Raw genomic sequence first — 16,118 nt, 5'->3', positions numbered from 1 at the left:
TCTGCATAATCTGCATAATCTGCATAATCTGCATAATCTGCATAATCTGCATAATCTGCATAATCTGCATAATCTGCGTAATCTGCGTAATCTGCGGACTCAGACTTAGCGGCTACGTGTCACCCCAATGCGAGCGCAGTAGGCGGCTACCGGGCAGGTACTACAGTGGGGTGAGGTGGGGTGGCAGATATTCTGGCCAAAAGTGACCAGCAGACGGTTGATCGGAATCCAATACTGCGTGGGCAGGATCGTGCGCAACGTCATCTCAGTCGTATCGGGATCTTTGGTGGCCACATAACCCCAGCGGTTGGTGATCCGGTGGACGTGAATATCCACACAGATCCCCGGCAGGCCAAACCCGGCTGTCCGCACCAGATTGGCGGTCTTCCGCCCAACACCGGGTAGTTCCAGTAGCGCCTCCAGATCGGAAGGCACCGCGCCGTTATAGCGTTCGAGCAGCATATGGGCAATTGCGATCAGACTGCGCGCCTTATTCTGATAAAACCCTACCGGGTAGATCAGTTCGGCGAGGCGCTGCTCACCGAGGGCCAACAGACTCGCCGGGGTGTCGGCAAGTGTAAAGAGGCGCGGGGCAACCACAGCGGTGAGGGTATCCTTGGTGCGCAGGCTGAGGATGGTAGCGACCAGAATGCGGAACGGCGTCTGCTGCTCGGCGCTCATCTGGTCAATCAAGGGTTGGTTGAAGGCGGGCAAGGCCGCCTCAACCAGATCGAGCACTGTTGTGATGGGGAAGGGTGTCGTCATATCCAGATCACACATCGCCATGGCGTACCGCATGCACTGCTGCGCTGAGGGTTTCAGCATCGAGCCACCCGTGGTTGGCGATCAGATCGCCGAGACGGCGCCACTGACCATGGGCATAATCCTCAACCTGTTCTTCGAGGACGACCGCGAGCTGTTCGGGCGAGAGCGCGGCTTCGCGCAGGAGTTGTTCACCCAGGAAGTGTGGTGGTAGGCTCGGTGTCTGTTCGAGGCGATCCATGGTTTGGAGCAACAGGGTGACGGCCAACACCGGGCCGGGAATGTTGTAGTGATTGACCAGGGTTACCCCTAACGGCGAGGTCTTCCGGGTGGGCGTCGGGTGGGCCAGAGACTCATTGATAGCTGAGGTCAGGTTGCGAGGCGAGAGATAGCCCTGATAAATCAGGTAATCCCCTAGGCGGTAGGGCGGATCACCGGCGGGTTCGGGGCCGGGCGCGTAGGGCGGCGGATAGCGGCTCAACGTCTCGTGAAAGAGGTCGAGGATGGCGTGGCGAAGCTGCTCGTGGGATGAATTTGACATAAGGAGACACTCCTTGGAATGTAATTATGATGCGAGCAGAGCCTCAATTTTGGCCAACAAACGGGGCAGATCAACCGGCTTCGTATCATAGTCATCGCAGCCTGCGGCAAAGCAGCGCTCTTGGTCGCCAGCCATTGCGTGGGCCGTAAGGGCAATGATGGGTACCGCTGCAATGGCGGGTTGAGCCTTGATGATACGAGTGGCTTGCCAGCCATCCAACACCGGCAGACTCATATCCATCAGGATGAGATCAGGAAGTTCGGACTGGGCCATGGCGACACCCTGTTCGCCGTCGGTGGCAATTACGACCTCATAGCCCTTGCGTTGGAGGCGTCGCGAGAGCATATCACGGTTCATCTCATTATCTTCAACCAGCAGAATTTTGCTCATAGGAGCCACTCTCCTTTCGGTTCAGGAGGTGCCAATGGTAGGTATCAACACACGTTCATCCTAACAACACCCCTATGGTTTAGGCGATCAAACGTCAGTGTCATCACTCCATTATACCCTCCTTCCCGTGACATCATACACGATCAGAAGTGGCGAATCAGTGTTACCGTTGCGGAACCGTGGCAAACTCAGTTGAACCTTGTCTTAGGTTGTCACATGGGCAAAGCGCCGATCCAGCTGGATCGGCGCTTTGTATGAGGAAGACGTAACCTGTGGCGCCCCCGAGCCGACTCGAACGGCTGACACGCAGTTTAGGAAACTGCTGCTCTATCCTCTGAGCTACGAGGGCGTATAGACCGTCCTAACGCCAAATGACAACACGCCTAGTCTATCATGGTAGATTAGGCGTGTCAATCGTGTTGAGGTTAGCCAAAATGGCCGTGCGCGGTGGCCATAGATGTGTTGATCAGAAGCAGACAGAGTAACCAGTAGATGATTCGCATGATCCAGAGCGGGTAGCTGGTTTTGAGATTCATGACGGCTCCGGGAGGTCAGATCGGGTATACTGGGTGTAGCGCTCGGTTGTGCTGATGAGGTGGCTTCATGTGGACTGCGTACCTGCTCTTTGTGGTTGCTGGTCTCTTATTGATCCTGTTGGTCGCGCTGGTTTGGCGTTTCTGGCAGAATGTGGCCCAGGTCTCGCCTGAAGAGGAGGCGATGGATCGCACGATTGCGTCGCTCAATGATGCGCAGGCCAATCGGGTGAGTGATGAACAGATTGCGCGCCAGATGGACACCGAGACGGGGTGGCAGATTATGGTGCGCCGTGGCCAGCAATCTGCGCCCCGTCGGCGGCGGCGTTAATGGCGTGGGTTACCCATGCGCGGGTGCCGTGTTTCCCGCTTCAATTGCGGCCTTGCGCACATCAACGCGGGTGAGGATAATCAGCCCGATGATGAAGAAGACCATGAGCGAGACGATGGCGATGCGGTAACTGCCGGTAAATTGTAACGCCAAGCCGAAGAAGAGCGGGGCCAGCCAACTGGTGCCGCGTTCGCTCACTTCATACAGGCTGAAGTATTCGGCCTCTTGCCCCGCCGGGATCATCAGCGAGAAGACCGAGCGGCTGATGGCTTGGCTGCCCCCCAGCACAACCGCGATGATCGCCCCCAACACAAAGAAGAGCGGGACGTTGTTGGCGGGCATCAGGTAGCCAAAAATGACCGCGCCAACCCAGATCACTAGGCTGACCATGATTGCGTGTTTGCTGCCGATGCGCCGCGCCAGCCAGCCGAAGCCGAGTGCGCCCCCAAAGGCGACGAATTGCACCATGAGGATGGTGGCGATCAGGTAGGTTTGCGGGATGCCCAACTCGGCTGCGCCAAAGACCGAGGCCAGTGCGATTACCGCCTGAATTCCGTCGTTGTAGAGCAGGTACGCCACTAAGAAGGTCAGCGTCTGGGGGTAGTGGCGCATCTGGCTGAAGGTGTGGGCGAGTTGCTTAAAGCCCACGGTGACATAATGTTGACCAGCGGGCAGGGCTTTGCGCTGCGCCCGCATGCGCAGGTTGAGCATCGGAATGATCGTAAAGATCGCCCACCACATACCCGCTGAGGCCAAACAGATCCGCACCGCCAAGCTTTCGCTCAGCCCAAAGGACTTGGCGTTCATAAAGAGGATCAGGTTGAGGACGAGGAGTAACCCACCTCCCAGGTAGCCGGTGGCCCAGCCTTGCGAGGAGACGGTGTCGCGCCGGTCGGGGCTGGCGATTTCGGGCAGGTAGGCGTTATAAAAGACCATCGCCGCGCCAAAGGCGAGGTTGGCGATCAGGAAGAGGCCGCCGCCCAACATGTAGTTGCTACCCTGCACAAAAAAGAGGCCCATCGTTGCGAAGGCCCCTACATAGGCAAAGATGCCGAGGAGTTGTTTCTTGATGTTGGAGTAGTCGGCAATCGCCCCCAGAATGGGGAGGAAGAGGACTTGCAGTAAGACGGAGAGCGAGACGATGTAGGGGTAGAAGGAACCGTAGGCAATGGGAATGCCTAGCGGGTAGATCAGGCCGTCGGCATCCGCTGCTGCTTTGCTGACACTTTCGAGGTATGGGCCGAGAAAGAGGGTGACGACGGTAGTCGAGAAGGCCGAGTTGGCCCAGTCGTAGAAGTACCAACTGATCTGTTCCTTGCGGTCTTCGGTCATGAGCGATCTTCCTTTTGCCGGGTTCCCCGATCATCGTGTAGGGGCGAAGCATCGCCCACCATGTAGTTGGGGAATGGTGGCTAACTTGGTGGCGATGCTTCGCCCCTACTGCGTGAACAAATTTACAACACCCGCACTGGAGTTAATAATCCCGGTCGCTCCTGGTTGGCCGCCGCGACCGCATCGGCGGAACCAACCACCGTGATGATACCCTGCTCACGCACGGCATCCACCGCGTCTGCAAAGGCGTGTAGGTCGGCGATGGTCGTGTCGAGGATCTCTTCGCGCAACTGCTGGCGATACGCATCGCTGGCTCCCAGGATGTGACGCCACATGGCGGTACCGCCCTTGGCGTCGGGGAGTTGGTAGCCGTCTATGTCGCTGATGGTACCAATAATCGCTCGCTCTAACCCGGTCTGATCAATGGCGAGGTTGCGCAGGAAGTCGCCGGTGCGATCATAGATGTCGAGTGTCGCCACGAGGTTGGGATCGCGGTACGAGGTGTAGGTGAAGAGTCCGTTGTTGCGGTTGAAGCCGCAGAAGCCGCCGTAGGCTCCGCCTTGTACGCGCACCTTTTCCCAGAGCCATTCGGTATTGAGCAATTTGATTACGACCGAGGCGCTGCCGTTGGGTTTGATCCCATACTGGTAGAGGTTCGCGCCTTTGGCCACATAGTTGACCTTGGCGGGGATGGTTAGTCCTTCAGCCAGATGAGCGGTACTCACGCCCCACTCGGCGGGGGTGTAGTCCGTGGCGGGCAGGTTGCTGAGAAATTCAGCCAACTGCGGGCTAAAGTTCTGGTAACTGTTGGCATCGAGGGTCACATTGGCGAACATGCCGCGCCGATTGATGAGATGGCTGCGCACCTGTTCGAGATTGGCGAGGACGGTGGGCCAATCCTGCTCGATCTGCTGCTCAAGCTCGCGGATGAAGAAGAGACCCTCAATCCCGCCCATCTGCTCGTCTACCCACTCGGCGGCACTGAGGCGCGCCGCGAGGCGCTGGCGGGCGTAGCTGTGGCCACTCGGTACTAGGCTCGACTCGCGCCCGGCCTTGGAGCGCAACACCATCTGCTTAAAGCGCTCGCGGTTGTCGAGATTGACCGTCAGCAAGATGTCGCGCATGATCGCCAACATCGCCTCGGCCTTCTCTAGCGTGGATTTACCCGACACCATCAGGTAGCCGACCGCCTCGCCACTCTTCACCTTACTCGCGGTACTCGCACCCGCGCCCACGCCACCCGTCTCGCGCCCGATGCGCTGGAGGATCTTCACAAAGTCCTCGTTCTGGGTCCCCATCTCGGTGAGGGCACGCCCAAAGAGCGGCACATAGGGCAGTAGGCTCGGAGGCAGCATCTTCAGGTCGAAGGCCAGCGTCAGGTAGACAATCCCGTTGGTGAAGAGATCGTGGTGCAGTACGGTGGTCTCCGCGATCTGCGTCTCACTGGTAGGAATATTCTTGCCTTGGCGCTCGATATTGGCCAGGGTGAGGGTCGGGATCTTGGCCAGTTCCTCTGGCGGATCGGCGCGCTCCTGCATCTCCTTGAGCGCGAGAGTCTCGGCAACCACCCGTTCGAGGTCAGCATCGCTCATGGTGGCGCGGATTGCCTCCAGGCGGGCGCGTTCCTCGGCAGCCTCACGTTCAGCCTGGGTCGAATCGGGTTGGAGGAGGACGCGGATGCGGTGGGGGTTATCGAGGAGCATCTGGCGGATGAGTTCTTCAAAGATGCGTTCGCCACGCTCCACGGCGGCGCGAATGTTGGCCATGGGTTGCTCGAAGCGCAGCGGGGCGAGCGGATCACCATCGTAGAGCCAGGTGTCTAGGGCGCGTAGCATCAGGCTCAGACCGCGTGGGAAGGAGCCGGTATTATTCTCGCGCAGACTAAACTCGAAGGTGTTGAGTGCCGCCGCGATGGTCTCAGGATCGATCCCCTCGGCGGACAAGCGGGCCAGCGTGGTGAGGATCAGCGTCTCGACCTGCTCTTCATCAGCCGGTTTAATGCCCTTCAAGCCAACCGCGAAGGTGTGTTGGAGCAGACCATCGTGATAGCCACTGCTGGTGAGGTCTTCACCGAGACCCGAGTCGATCAGTGCCTTGCGCAGCGGGGCAGCAGCATTGCCCAGTAGAATATAACTGAGCAGTTCCAAACGCAGAATCCGCTCAACATCCTGTTCGGCCTCCAGCATCCAGTTGAGCGAGACCATGCCCTTTTTGCCGCTGGTATCATCAGCAGCGTAGGTGTATGCAAAGGTGCGCGGAGCCTCAAATGGCGTCTGCATCGCGATCTGCGAGGCAGGATTGATCGCCTCAAACTCACTCAGATAGACATCAAGCAGGCGCAAGCGCTCCTCCTCTGGGTCATCACCATAAAAGAAGAGGCGCGCATTGGAGGGGTGGTAGAACGTTGTATGGAAGTGCTTAAACTGCTCGTAGGTCAGATCGGGGATCGCCTTGGGATCGCCGCCCGACGAGTGGCCATAAGTCGTATCGGGGAAGAGCGACTGCTGCGTGAGCCGCCCCAAAACCCCTTCGGGCGAGGAGTAGGCTCCCTTCATCTCATTAAAGACCACGCCCTTATAGATGAGCGGCGCATCTTTGTGTTCTAGCTCGTAGTGCCAGCCCTCCTGCTTGAGGATCTCTGGGGTAATGCGGGGGAAGAAGACCGCATCGAGATAGACATCAACCAGATTGTAGAAGTCTTGCAGGTTGGTGGAGGCCACCGGATAGCAGGTCTTATCGGGGTAGGTAAAGGCATTTAAGAAGGTTTTGAGCGAACTCTTGAGTAGTTCGACAAACGGCTCCTTGACGGGATATTTGCGTGAGCCACACAGCACCGAGTGTTCGAGAATATGGGCAATGCCGGTCGAATCTTCAGGTGGGGTACGGAAGGTGACCCCGAAACACTTATTCTCGTCATCATTGCTGAGCGAGAGCAATTCTGCGCCGGTCTTTTCGTGGCGATAGATCCGCGCCTGGGTATTAAGTTCGGTGATCGCTTCATCGCGAATTAGGGTGAAACCATGCGTAGACGTCATTGGGTTCTCTTTCTATGTGCCATGGGCTACCATAGTTATTGTACCAATTTTTGGATGTTCAGGGGGGAGGGCCACACCCCAAAGCCAGTTTTTGTTCTGTTTTGGCGGCGCAGCCGCCCCCAAACCCCCACTGGAGGTAGTGCAACCTTCGCGACGCTTACTGCGTATTGAAAGAGGGAACATCATAATGAAGAGGACATGAACGATGCAGATGCAACGCGCCTATTCAGCCCTGCTCACCCTCGCAGCATTGGGCTTTGTACTCTGGTTGATCTGGTCGCGGCTACGGATTGTGGTGTGGGTCTCAATGCCATGGTGGGGGTTATTGCTGGTGGGACTGATTCTCTTTGTGAGTATTGATTTCTTGATTCACCGCGTATTAGGGGGAAAGAAGTAGAGACGGCCCGGTGGGCCGTCTCGCGTATGGTTATAACCGGGTCTGCTGCATCCACTCGGCCAACCAGCGGCCCTGATCGAGCACCTCGATGTGGTAATCCGGCTCGGCCTCGGCGGTAGTGAGGACCCGCCGTAGGTTGCCTTGCATCCAGAGCACCTCCATCAGTATTGGCAGGGCACTACACTCACCCTTGGTGAGTGGGCTGATACTGTCATAACTGTCGAGCAGCAAACGTGCGCGTTCGGTGTCGAGCGGGCCAGCATAGACACCCCAGGGCGACCAGTTCTGGGGTGGCTTGCCTTGGGCGAAATCCACCAGCGCATCGGCGACATCCACAATCCGCGCATCAATCGTCACCTGATCAAAATCGAGGAGGGCCGAGACATCATCGTTGAGGAAGAGCATATTGTCGCGGTGGACATCACCGTGGATGAGGGCATGCGGGAGTTTGGCGTAGTCGGTATCGGTCAGGCGGGCGTGCAATTCAGCGGCGCGGCGATCATACCAGGAGAGTTGGAGGGTCAGATCGCCTAAGACATCGCGCTGGAGCAGGCGCTCGGTTAGCCCAAGCAGGATGGAGGGGTTGTAGCGTGGTGCTTGGGGTGAAGGCTGACCGGGGAAGCCCTGGACTGCCTCGTGGTAGTCGGCAAGCACCGATCCCACACTCGCCGATTGGGCAGGCCGACTGGCGCAGTAGTCCTCACCACTCAGGAAGGTGGCGACTTCAAAGATGCGCCCGTCAATCTCGACCGAGGTCTCGCCATTGATCGCCGGGATGAGGCGTGGACACGGGATCTCGTGGCTACTCAACCATGCGTGGAGCTGGTGGCGCAAAGTGAGCGATGCACGCCCTAAACGGCGCTGATTACGCCGAATTACATAGCGTCCGGTACTCGTTTCGGCGAAGGCGGTCTCATTAACTAATCCGTGGGCGGCGGAACAGACCGAGCGGAGTTCGCCAAGGTTGTAGAGCGAGAGTGCGCGTTTAACATCATTATGGGTAAGCATGGGTCGTATCTATATGTAGGCAGCAATGCTGCTGCGGGTATCAAGGCTAACGCAACGCATCACAACCGTATCACATAAAGTAACAACAAAGTTACATGGCTTTGGTGACTTCGCTGCCCATTGACATGAACGTAAGTAGGGGTGAAGCATCGCCCGCCAACCTTGTCCGGGTTCCCCTGCGCCATGGCGGGCGATGCTTCGACCCTACTCATCTGTTGGCGGCGCAGCCGCCCTTACAGACTCGTCACAAACCCGGCGGTGACGGTTGTATGTAGCCAACTTTGCACTCCATCGGCGCGGGTAATGGCGATGATATACTCACCGGGGGGCAGCTCGACCGCTCCGAACCAGCCATCAGCCGAGGCGTAGATGTCGCGCAGCCAGACTTCGTTATGGATGAGGCTAATCTTGGCCTCTGGCACGATTTGACCTTCAACGGTCGCGATGCCTTGCAGATGGCCACCGGTAGGGTTGGCAATCCAGGGCCATTCGGGCACACGCGCTGGCTGAGCAAAGACGCCGTTGCGCAGTTCGTCCATAAAGGCGCGGCGGGCGTTAAAGTTGGAGCCATTGAAGGGAACCGCGTAGGAGTAGAAGGAGACACCCGACAGCGTGTGGCCCTGTTCATTGGGGCTGAGGGCGCGCTGCACCTGGCCGATGTTCTGGCCTGAGGTGTTTAGCCACGCCCCGACACCCGGCACAATCGCCCTGCGCCCGGTGTGGGTATGGTCGAAGGCCAGCCAGCCATCATACCAGGCGCGGGAACGCGGCACGCCCTCTTCAAAATAGTGCATAGGCACGGCAAAATCAATAATCCCCTCTTCAAGCCACGCCGGCCAATCCTGAAAGACCTGACGATAGGCCGATGATTCGGCCCAATCGCCGGTGCTGCCCAAGCCGCCCCAGGTAATCGTCGCCGCACTGACTTGGATGCGCGGATTGATCGCCTTGGCGCGGATATAGAGTCGGCGCACCGTCTCCGTCACCCGGTCGCGGCGCCACTGGCTCCAGAGCGAATCACCCGGATCGGGGCGATAATTCATGGGGTTGCCGTAGGTGCGGTTGAAACGTTCGAGGCTCACCTGGTTATAGCCGTAGCTCATCCCAGAGAGGCGGATATAGTCCCAATGCAGGCCATCCAGGTTGGGGTAGGCTTGGAGCACATGTTGCACCACGCGCTCCATATAGCTGATCGATTCGGGATGCCCGAAGTCCAGATCGCCCACCTGGGTACCATTAAAGGTCGCGGTCGTCCAACGTTCAGCCCCCTGGGCTTCGGGGCCGTGGGTGGTACAGATGTGATTGGGATGCCCCCAGAGCGGGTCGGTGGAGCGGCATGTGACCGAGACCACCATCCAGGCATGCACCTGCACACCCATGCTATGCGCCTTCTCGATCAGATAGCCGAGGGGATCGAACTCAGCGGCGGGAGCGAGCAGCGGATTGGCGGCCCGTGGCTCAAAACTGTTGTTATACCAGGCATCGCCGTGGCGCCGCACCTGCACAATGATCGTATTGGCATTGGCGCGCACCACATTCTCAACCAGTTCATCCACCTGGGCATGGTTATAGAAACCGGGATGCAGCGCATCTACCCAGAAGGCACGCATCTGCTGAATCGGTTCCTGGGCCTGGGTTGGCGCGGGAAGGTTGCCCAATAGCATGGCAACCAGCAGGATAATCAGGAGCACGCTACGTCGCATCGGAGTTCCTTTCGGGTGATTGTAACCAATCGGTCTCTAGGATAAAGAATTGTGCCTGAGGAGTCAAACCGGCCTTGTAGGGGGGCGAGGCATGGGCAAAGTCACCTCCGGTGGGGGTTCGGGGGCGGCGAAGCCGCCAAACAACAACAAAAATTGGGGCTTGGGGTGCAGCCCCAAGGACTTTGCTCATGCCATGCTGATGCTTCGCGTAACTATTCACAGTTCTCCTAGCATTCCGATTTTGACGCAAAGACGCCAAGGCTCAAAGCCTGCAACAACCCTTTGCGTCTTCGCGCCTTTGCGTCAAAACGAGGTTTCTTTTACCCCAAGTGTGAATAGTTACTGCTTCGCCCCTACTTGACAAGAGATCATAGCCTGCGTATAGTGCTATAACGGTTCTGGGCGCAATTATAGCTATTCAGAAAGATGGTATGGGCGATAAACTCGTTATCGTCGAGTCGCCAGCTAAGGCGAAGACGATCCAAAAATATCTCGGACGCGGGTATCGGGTCACTTCCAGCATGGGCCACGTCCGTGACTTGCCGAAGAAGGATCTCTCCATCGATCTGGAGAATAACTTTGCGCCGGTCTATGAAGTGACCAAGCAGAAGGTGGTCAGTGAGTTGCGCCAAGCAGTGCGCGGTGCTGATGCGATCTACCTAGCAACGGACCCCGACCGTGAGGGGGAGGCGATTGCGTGGCATATCACCCAGGCGGTGAATGTGCCCAAGCGCACCCCGATCTTTCGGGTGGTTTTTCAGGAAATCACGCGCAACGCGGTGCAGCACGCGATCAATAATCCGCGCCAGATTGATACCAATTTGGTAGATGCGCAGCAGGCGCGGCGCGTGCTTGATCGGCTGGTGGGCTACCAACTCAGCCCATTGCTGTGGGACAAGGTGAAGCGCGGGCTTTCAGCGGGCCGCGTACAGTCAGTTGCGGTGCGCCTGATTGTCGAGCGCGAACAGACGATTGAAGCCTTTGTGGCCCAGGAGTATTGGACAATAGAGGCCGATCTCTCGAAGCAGGGCAGCGATCTGAAGCGTGACTCGTTCCGGGCGGTGCTGATCGAGCGCGACGGTAAAAAGCTCGATAAGTTCGCGGTGCCGAACCAGGAGCAGGCCGAGTCTATCGTGACCGATCTGCAAGATGCGCGCTATCGGGTGCAGAAGATCGTGCGCCGCGATAAGCGCCGCAGTGCCGCGCCGCCCTTCACCACCAGCACGTTGCAGCAGGAGGCGGGCCGCAAACTTGGCTTTGGAGCCAAAAAAACCATGATGCTGGCCCAGCGGCTCTATGAGGGGATTGACATTGGCGGCGATGAGGGTACGGTAGGTTTGATTACCTATATGCGTACCGACAGCACCAATGTGGCTGCTGAGGCGCAGCAGGAGGCGCGTCAGGTGATCGCGGCGATGTATGGCGATGCGTATCTGCCAGAGAAGCCACCGATCTATAAGACTCGCGCCAAGGCGGCCCAGGAGGCTCACGAGGCGATTCGCCCCACCAGCAGTGCCCGCCACCCTGATGCCGTCGCCGCCAAACTCGACCGGGATCTCTTGCGGCTCTATGACCTGATCTGGAAGCGCTTTGTGGCCAGCCAGATGGCACCAGCAGTCTTTGATAGCACCACGGTGGATATTGGGGCCTTCACCAACCCGCAAGCCACGAGCGCCCCCTACACCTTCCGTGCGACCGGGAGTGTGCTCAAGTTCCCCGGTTTCCTGGCGGTCTACAACGTGAGCCTGGATGAGGGTGAAGAGGACGAGGATAGTGAGCGGCGCTTGCCACTCCTCAGCGAGGCCGAGCTCTTCAACCTGCTGGCCCTGTTGCCCATCCAGCACTTCACCGAGCCGCAGCCGCGCTTCACCGAGGCCAGCCTCGTCAAGGATCTGGAGCAGTTGGGGATCGGGCGGCCCTCGACCTATGCCTCGATTATCTCGACGATTCAGGAGCGCGAGTATGTGGAACTGGCCGAGAAGAAACTGGTGCCGACCACCTTGGGGCGGGTGGTGACCGATCTGCTCGTGCAGCACTTCCCCAAGATCGTGGACTACGACTTTACCTCGGCGCTAGAGCAGCAACTTGATGATATTGCCGAGGGCAGTAAGCGTTGGGTGCCGGTGCTGCATGAGTTCTACGGGCCGTTCCAGAACACGCTTCAGAACGCCAAGAACGAGATGCGCAATGTGAAGCGTGAAGAGATCCTGACCGACATCGTCTGCCCGAAGTGTGGGCAGGCCAATCTGGCGATCAAGTTCGGGCGCAACGGCGAATTTCTGGCCTGTTCGCGCTACAGCAAGAGCAAGGTCGTTAGCGAAGATTCGTGCGACTTCACCAGCGACTTCCACCGTGATGCGGATGGCAAGATCGTGCTCGACAAGGCGAGTGCGCCCGAAACGAGCGACGTGATGTGCAACCTGTGTGGGCGGCCCATGGTGATCAAGAAGAGCCGTTTCGGGCCCTTCCTGGGTTGTTCGGGCTACCCGGAGTGTGCCAACACTCGCCGCATCGGGAAGGACGGCAAGCCCGTGCCGTTACCCGTTCCCACCGGCGTGGCCTGCCCGAAGTGTCACGAGGGCGAACTGATGGGTCGGCGCGGCAAGTTTGGCCGCCCCTTCTATGGTTGTTCGCGCTACCCCAAGTGCGATTATGCCAGCAACAGTTTGGAGCAACTGGCCCCAGTGGTTGAGAGCGAACCTCCAGCGGAGAAACCCGCGCCCGTCAAGAAGCCCGCGCCAGCGAAGAAGCCGAGCACACGCAAGAAAAAGTAGGGAGCCTTCGGGGTTGGCGCTGCCGCCCGCTATTTGGCCCTCACCCCCCTGCCCCCTCTCCCGCACGCGGGAGAGGGGGGTATCGCTTTTCCGGTGCTGAAGCGCACGCAAAGCGTGCGCTTCAGCACCGGAAATATATCACCCCCTCCCCTTTCAGGGTAGGGGGTAGGGAGGAGGGGTATAGAAAAGAACCCCTACTTAAATAACGGCGAATCCGGGTACTTGGCGTGCAAGATCTTATCCAAGCCGAACCACTGCCCGGAGGGCGTCGTCATAAAGAGGACGGCAGCCACCAGGAAGGGCGGCATACTCGGATTGAAGAACGCCCCGGCGCTGATATTCATCAGCAGGAAGAGCGATAGCCCAGCGGTGGGGCGTACCGCAAGCCCCAACAGCATCCCAGTGGCCACTATCATCTGTCCAATTGTGAGCACAATTGAGACCGGGCGGTACCAGGGGATGGCGAAGTGGCGCAGGTAGCATGCCGAGAAGGATTCAGGATCGAGTTCACTGAGGCGCTGAGCAAAGTGTTCACGCATGACCGGGCTGGTCATCCAGCCACGCACCGTCTTGTGGTATGCCCCGTAGAGGAAGAAGGCTCCGAAACCATAGCGCAGAGCGACGACCGTATTTCTTCCGATGCGGCCCCAATCGCGCTTTGATGCTGCTTCCATTCGTTGTTCCTGTTCCATTAACACTACTCCACTCATTCAAACTCTGGATCTACCATAGAATCAGGCATTGAACCCTGATCGGTTTCTGGTAGAGGTAACCAGATCGCAAAGGTACTCCCCCGACCGGGTATACTCGCCACCGTGACGGAGCCACGGTGGGCCTCGGCAACCCAGCGCACAATCGAGAGCCCTAAGCCGGCTCCACCACTATGGCGTGAGCGGGAACGGTCGGCACGAAAGAAACGGTCGAAGATGTGGGGAAGATCGCTATCGGCGATGCCCTCGCCGGTATCGGCCACACTCAGACAGGCAAACCCTTCGCGCCGTTCCAGCCCCATAGTAACATAGCCGCCGGGGGGAGTGTGTTGGATGGCATTGACGCCCAGGTTCAAAAGTGCCTGCTTGAGGCGATCACGATCCCCGTAGACTAAGACTTGATCCTCTTCACCAAGGCGTAGCGTGACCTCACCAGTGAGGGGGCGGAGTTCACGGTAGACTTCGAGGAGCAGGGTATCAAGTTCCACCGGTTCGGCGCGGATCTGGCGGCGCGTGTCGCTCTGCGCCAAGACGAGCAGGTCGTTGACCATACGGATGAGGCGGGCGGTTTCGCGGCGCATGTCGCCCATGACCTCATCCAAGATCTCTGGATTATTAGTCGCCCCGCGTGCGAGTAATTCGAGGTTACCCTGCATTGCCGCTAACGGCGTGCGCAGTTCGTGGCTCACATCGGCGACAAAGCGCTGCTGGGTATTGAAGAGCGTCTCCATACGCCCCAGCAGATCATTGATGGTGACCGTCAGCCGGTGGAGTTCATCCTGTTGGGGCGGGACGGGCACGCGCTGGCCGAGGTCTTCAGCGCGCACAATGCCTTGGGCCGTCTGCGTCACCATATCAATCGGCAGCAACGCACGCCAGGAGAGCAGAGTTGTCCCCATGGCGGTAATCAGAATAGCGATAGCACTGCCCCCCAAGAGGATCACCGTCAACATACGTAAAGTCAACTCAACATCCCGAAGCGAGCGCGAAACCTGCAAAATCCCCACCACCTGGCCATTCTTGAGCACCAGCGGCGTGACGAGTGATTGGATGTGGATGTTATTCATCTCGCGGAGCGACATAATCCCAGTATTGATCTGGTCGGCTCCGAGGGTTAGCGAGCCAGACGGCAGTGCTAGGTCTTGACCATCAAGGTTGGGGGTACTATCGAGGAGATCGCCGGTAGGGCTAAAGACCTGCGCGGTAAGGTTGGGGTTATTGAAGATCTGAATGAACTCACCCTTGAGGAAGAGCGAGATCTCGCCGCTGGGGGTACGAATAGGTTCGAGGCCACCCGCATTGAAGATAGCGCGCACCTGTTGGGTCGCGGCCCAGAGGTCGCGCTCGACGCCGCCATAGAGTGACTGGCGAACTGAGAAATAGATCCCCAAGCCGAGCAGAAAGAGTGCGAGGGCAAAAAATCCGCTGTAGGCGAGGGTTAGGCGAGTACGGAAGGACATGGATCACGCCTAGATGAGTTTAGGAACATGTTCATCTTCATTGCACTCAACAAGCACACTGATAAGATCTATTGCGTGACTATCTGGAAGTCGTGAGTTGTTATTACATTACTCAACCGTGCATCCAACACGCACTATTTCTAGCTTCTTGTATTGTAGCCGATGTGGGTAGCAGACGCAATGGAGCTATATTTTCGGGCAGGGCATGTGCAAAGTTCTTGGGGCTACGCCCCGAACCCCCAAATCCGGGCACAGATCATCAGGAAAGGGTTGGGGTTCCACGACCAGACTAGCAAACCGCTCCGGGTACGTTGCGCCATATTTCATCGTCTTGCATTGGCTTTCCGAATAGGGATTATCGTCGGAAATCGTCTCGGACGGCTATGGGATTTGGCGATCCCCAGGTCGCGCAAGAGGGCAGACAACGTCTTGGATGTCATCGCCGCGTCCCGATCCGCGTGGAGCGTGAGCTGGTGTGGCTCCACGCCCTCGTGGGCAGAGGCACCGGCTACCAACTCCTCGGCCAGTCGGCTGCCCATAGGCACGATGCTGCCCCTTGGCACGATGCTGCCCCTTGGCACGATGCTGCCCCTTGGCACACGGTTGGCCACTGCCTCGATACTGCCCATTGACGCGATCTGACCATTGGCACCCGCGCTGCCTCTTGGCTCGATGCTGGCTCCTGGCACGATGCTGGCTCGTGATGATCTGAATTTGATGGGGCTGCATGGTTCCATGTTTGGCACGGACTCCGATCCCCGCCCCGCGCCCACCCAGAATGCCAGGAAGCAGCAGGCCCAACGCCTGCCTTCAGGTGCGCCGCTGGCAGCTTCCCGTGATCCGCATGGCGTTTGCCTCGTAGGGAATATCCAGAATGCACCCAGGTTCAGGCCGCGCCAGCGGCGTCACCTGCGAGGCGATGTTGGGCGCGGGGCTGGCCATAACCCTCTCGCCTCCCATCCGTGACTCGTCAACGGGGGGTGATCGCCGCCGATTCGTCCATGGGCGCTGACCATGGACGAATCGTGCGATGGGCGGTGATCGTGGCCGATCTCCAAACACCCGACCCGGCTAGGCAAACGGCACATCGACATAGTCGCTTCGCGATCTTGGTTGCGGAGCGGCAACACCCGCCTCGCGCA

General features: G+C 58.5%; 13 protein-coding genes, 1 tRNA gene and 1 pseudogene. 3 read left to right on the top strand and 12 right to left on the bottom strand.

The genetic code is table 11. The features are described 5' to 3' along the window. Window positions 1–105: 105 nt before the first annotated feature. From EKD03_RS16850 to EKD03_RS16835, 4 genes are all read right to left on the bottom strand, one after another. A complete protein-coding gene (locus EKD03_RS16850) occupies window positions 106–765 on the bottom strand; it encodes an endonuclease III domain-containing protein (protein WP_129633403.1) in 660 nt (219 codons plus the stop codon). Window positions 766–772: 7 nt separating this feature from the next. Continuing rightward, entirely contained in the window at window positions 773–1,303 is a 531-nt protein-coding gene (locus EKD03_RS16845) for a hypothetical protein (RefSeq protein WP_129633401.1), read from the bottom strand. A 24-nt stretch (window positions 1,304–1,327) separates the two neighbouring features. After that, the gene (locus tag EKD03_RS16840; RefSeq protein ID WP_129633399.1) at window positions 1,328–1,693 is read right to left on the bottom strand and encodes a response regulator; all 366 of its coding nucleotides are present in this window, start codon (window positions 1,691–1,693) and stop codon (window positions 1,328–1,330) included. Between the two features lie 273 nt (window positions 1,694–1,966). Beyond that, a tRNA-Arg gene (locus EKD03_RS16835) sits at window positions 1,967–2,042 on the bottom strand. Window positions 2,043–2,296: 254 nt separating this feature from the next. On the opposite strand from EKD03_RS16835, the gene EKD03_RS16830 reads away from it, so the two are divergent. Further along, the gene (locus tag EKD03_RS16830) at window positions 2,297–2,557 is read left to right on the top strand and encodes a hypothetical protein (RefSeq protein WP_129633397.1); all 261 of its coding nucleotides are present in this window, start codon (window positions 2,297–2,299) and stop codon (window positions 2,555–2,557) included. Window positions 2,558–2,566: 9 nt separating this feature from the next. Here the strand turns inward: EKD03_RS16830 and EKD03_RS16825 are convergent, their stop codons facing one another. Then, window positions 2,567–3,889, bottom strand: a complete 1,323-nt coding sequence (locus tag EKD03_RS16825) for an MFS transporter (RefSeq protein ID WP_129633395.1) — start codon at window positions 3,887–3,889, stop codon at window positions 2,567–2,569. Window positions 3,890–4,011: 122 nt separating this feature from the next. Continuing rightward, entirely contained in the window at window positions 4,012–6,924 is a 2,913-nt protein-coding gene (locus tag EKD03_RS16820; RefSeq protein WP_129633394.1) for an insulinase family protein, read from the bottom strand. Window positions 6,925–7,129: 205 nt separating this feature from the next. Here EKD03_RS16820 and EKD03_RS16815 point away from each other — a divergent pair, with 205 nt between their 5' ends. Continuing rightward, window positions 7,130–7,321 carry a hypothetical protein gene (locus tag EKD03_RS16815; protein ID WP_238613564.1) on the top strand — a complete coding sequence of 64 codons (192 nt, stop codon included), beginning with the start codon at window positions 7,130–7,132 and terminating at the stop codon, window positions 7,319–7,321. Window positions 7,322–7,351: 30 nt separating this feature from the next. On the opposite strand, the gene EKD03_RS16810 is transcribed toward EKD03_RS16815, so the two are convergent. Continuing rightward, on the bottom strand, window positions 7,352–8,329 hold the full coding sequence (locus EKD03_RS16810; protein ID WP_129633392.1) for a homoserine kinase: 978 nt from the start codon (window positions 8,327–8,329) through the stop codon (window positions 7,352–7,354). Between the two features lie 233 nt (window positions 8,330–8,562). Next, the gene (locus EKD03_RS16805; protein WP_129633390.1) at window positions 8,563–10,032 is read right to left on the bottom strand and encodes a glycoside hydrolase family 10-like protein; all 1,470 of its coding nucleotides are present in this window, start codon (window positions 10,030–10,032) and stop codon (window positions 8,563–8,565) included. Window positions 10,033–10,463: 431 nt separating this feature from the next. Here EKD03_RS16805 and topA point away from each other — a divergent pair, with 431 nt between their 5' ends. After that, complete coding sequence (topA, locus tag EKD03_RS16800) at window positions 10,464–12,806, top strand: type I DNA topoisomerase (protein ID WP_129633388.1); 2,343 nt, start codon at window positions 10,464–10,466, stop codon at window positions 12,804–12,806. A gap of 194 nt (window positions 12,807–13,000) precedes the next feature. Here the strand turns inward: topA and EKD03_RS16795 are convergent, their stop codons facing one another. The 4 genes and pseudogenes from EKD03_RS16795 to EKD03_RS18960 form a co-directional block, all read right to left on the bottom strand. After that, the gene (locus EKD03_RS16795; RefSeq protein ID WP_129633386.1) at window positions 13,001–13,480 is read right to left on the bottom strand and encodes a DoxX family protein; all 480 of its coding nucleotides are present in this window, start codon (window positions 13,478–13,480) and stop codon (window positions 13,001–13,003) included. Between the two features lie 32 nt (window positions 13,481–13,512). Then, the gene (locus tag EKD03_RS16790) at window positions 13,513–14,976 is read right to left on the bottom strand and encodes a sensor histidine kinase (protein ID WP_129633384.1); all 1,464 of its coding nucleotides are present in this window, start codon (window positions 14,974–14,976) and stop codon (window positions 13,513–13,515) included. A 285-nt stretch (window positions 14,977–15,261) separates the two neighbouring features. Beyond that, window positions 15,262–15,464, bottom strand: a pseudogene (locus EKD03_RS18880) (IS3 family transposase); the annotation flags it as partial. Between the two features lie 322 nt (window positions 15,465–15,786). Further along, the gene (locus EKD03_RS18960) at window positions 15,787–15,918 is read right to left on the bottom strand and encodes a hypothetical protein (protein ID WP_274542422.1); all 132 of its coding nucleotides are present in this window, start codon (window positions 15,916–15,918) and stop codon (window positions 15,787–15,789) included. Between the last annotated feature and the right edge of the window lie 200 nt (window positions 15,919–16,118).

The sequence above is a fragment of the Candidatus Oscillochloris fontis genome, from assembly GCF_004138135.1.
GTDB lineage: Bacteria > Chloroflexota > Chloroflexia > Chloroflexales > Chloroflexaceae > Oscillochloris > Oscillochloris fontis.
This window is presented reverse-complemented; position numbering and strand designations above follow the sequence as displayed.